Genomic DNA, 2,337 nt, shown 5'->3' with positions numbered 1-2,337 from the left:
GGACATTCAGGTGTTGGATATATGGGTGTGGGATATGTCGGACACTGCGGACAGATCTGGCATGATTGATAATAACTTGTTGCCTTAAATGGGGAAACTATTGTGTTTTTCGCTGTGCTTCCGATGATTTCCAGGTCTATATCTCCACGGCCATCGGCCACAACCTTCGTATCCTCCACATTGCTTCCCACAATATCCACGACCACTGATCCTGGGCCGCCAAAGGCCATGGCGCTTGATGCCATCAGAATCAGCATTGCTGCCAGTATAGAATACCTCAACTCATTCCCCTCCATTGGACATAATATTTAATGGATGTTTTATATATACTGAAAGTAGAAAAGCTTTTCGGCTGGCGGAAGAGACCTCTAACCGCCTGCCAGCCAGAGAGGCTTTTTTCCATCTTTCTTTGCCATCAGCCAGAGACGCCATTTCCCTGGCCCAGAGAGACTGGCTCTTGATCCATGGTTCCCGTATTCCAGTTGATCATGGGCTTATTGTAGCGGGTGGGAATATAAGAACTCCAAGGATAGCATAAAGGCCTTCTGAAGTCGTCCCATGGCGTGGTATAGATCTTCGGCTCACCGCATGCGCCGCATTCATAGCAATAGCGGCACTGTGATTGTAAATCTTTAGCCAGAGCCCCTACCTGGATATTACTGGTGGTGCTTCCTATTACATCCAGCGCAACCGGAACGCCATCCAGCGATATGAACGTGGTGTTATTCACATTGCTCCCAACGATATCCAGGCTCGCTGTCCTCCCGTCGCTGATACCTTGCGCCCAGCTAATGGACAGAATGAACACTGCAGTTAATATTAGTTGCTTCCTCATCCTTTCGCCCCCTTTTATAATTAATTTCATTAAAATGTCTTGAAAGTAGAAAAACCTTTTTATTAGCAAACAATTAAATCCACCCCCGATCAGTACAGGCCATGAAGCTCATTTATGTAGCAGGCAAGGGCGGCGTGGGAAAGAGCGTATGTTCTGCAGCGACAGGCATATGGGCCTCTGAAAAGGGCTTAGAGACCCTTGTCTTCTCCATGGATCCCGCTCATTCTCTCTCTGATATCTTCGATATAGACCTGGGAAGCCAGCCGAATAAGATCAAAGAGCATCTATTTGCATATGAGCCAGACCTTGCCGAGGAGTCACGCAGCTTCTTTCGCAGATATAAGAACATGATCACTGCGCTTTTCGGCCTCTTCGAGGTGGAGGTGAAGCCGGAGGACTTTGCCAGCATGCCTGGCGTCTCCGAGCTGATATTCATGGACAAGCTAAATGACATCTACGTCCAGAAGAAGTACGATCTGGTGGTCATAGACTCTGCGCCCACGGCCATGGTCCTCCCTCTGCTCCAGCTGCCCTCCATAACCACCGGATTTGTCACCAAGGTGCTGGGGATCAGAAACAAATGGATTGGGGTTCTCAATATGCTTGAATCGGGATTTGGGGATTCCATACTAAAAGAGGTGAGAGCCATGCGGCTGAAGGCTGAGACCATGAGAAATGCGCTTACCGATCCCAAGACCGCGAGCATCACCGTTGTGACCATCCCGGAGAAGGCGGCAGTGGAGGAGAGCAGACGGCTGATTGAGACGGTACAGTCGCATGGAGTGAACGTCTCCGCCATTGTCATAAACCATGTGATTGGAGAATGCCCCTGCCAATTCTGCCAGGAGAAGATGGCCTCTCAGACCTCCTACATCCAGGATATCCGGAATCGCTACCATGATAAGGATATTGTAATTCTGCCCGACTACGGCGGAGAGGTGAAGGGTGATAGGCTGAACCGGGTGGCAGAGGACCTCTATGTAAAGGGGCAGATGGAGATATAAAGGAAAAAATTGGAAAAATCCGGGCCGGGCGAGCAGATATCTCCCGACCCTCCGGTTCGCTCATTTTTCTTGTTGCTCTAACCAGAACCCGAGTCGTCTTCGGCCACCGTCTCATAGGCCTGGCCCTCATGTACCACTATCACCCTCTCACCCAGGGCGAAGTAGCTTCCCAGAACCGGCACTTGGGAGATCAGATCGAAGTACTCCTCGCCCAGGAATGCCACCTTCTTCGTCTTCATGGAGCGGTCAAATGTGGTGTCTATCCAGGTGTCATTTTTCAAGAGGAAGGTCTTGCTGCCCACATTCTTCAACACCTCTGAGACCCGCACCATCTTACTGGTTCCATCAATCCCAGTAGAGACGGACATATTAACTGGCACCGCTGCCCCCACTGGTGCGGCGCTCAATGACTTCTGATAGACGGCTTTCTCTACAGCAGCTTCCCCAAATGCAGGCTCAGCTGCTGCCGCAGCCATTTCCTCCTCGAAGTCTGAAATT

Annotated in this window: 4 protein-coding genes; 1 reads left to right on the top strand and 3 read right to left on the bottom strand. The window is 50.4% G+C overall.

Annotation, left to right across the window (positions count from 1 at the left end; translation table 11 throughout):
- Window positions 1-296, bottom strand: a 296-nt coding sequence (locus BP822_RS05200) for a hypothetical protein (protein WP_286877873.1), incomplete at its 3' end; no start/stop codon positions are given.
- Window positions 297-415: 119 nt separating this feature from the next.
- Complete coding sequence (locus BP822_RS05195) at window positions 416-835, bottom strand: hypothetical protein (protein WP_013719939.1); 420 nt, start codon at window positions 833-835, stop codon at window positions 416-418.
- 101 nt (window positions 836-936) lie between these two features.
- Here BP822_RS05195 and BP822_RS05190 point away from each other — a divergent pair, with 101 nt between their 5' ends.
- Entirely contained in the window at window positions 937-1,839 is a 903-nt protein-coding gene (locus BP822_RS05190; RefSeq protein WP_013719938.1) for an ArsA family ATPase, read from the top strand.
- 77 nt (window positions 1,840-1,916) lie between these two features.
- Here BP822_RS05190 and BP822_RS05185 read toward each other — a convergent pair.
- On the bottom strand, window positions 1,917-2,337 hold a 421-nt coding region (locus BP822_RS05185; RefSeq protein WP_286877871.1), incomplete at its 5' end, for a hypothetical protein.

It is taken from the genome of Methanosaeta sp. UBA458, from assembly GCF_002496085.1.
Lineage (GTDB): Archaea > Halobacteriota > Methanosarcinia > Methanotrichales > Methanotrichaceae > Methanothrix > Methanothrix soehngenii.
This window is presented reverse-complemented; position numbering and strand designations above follow the sequence as displayed.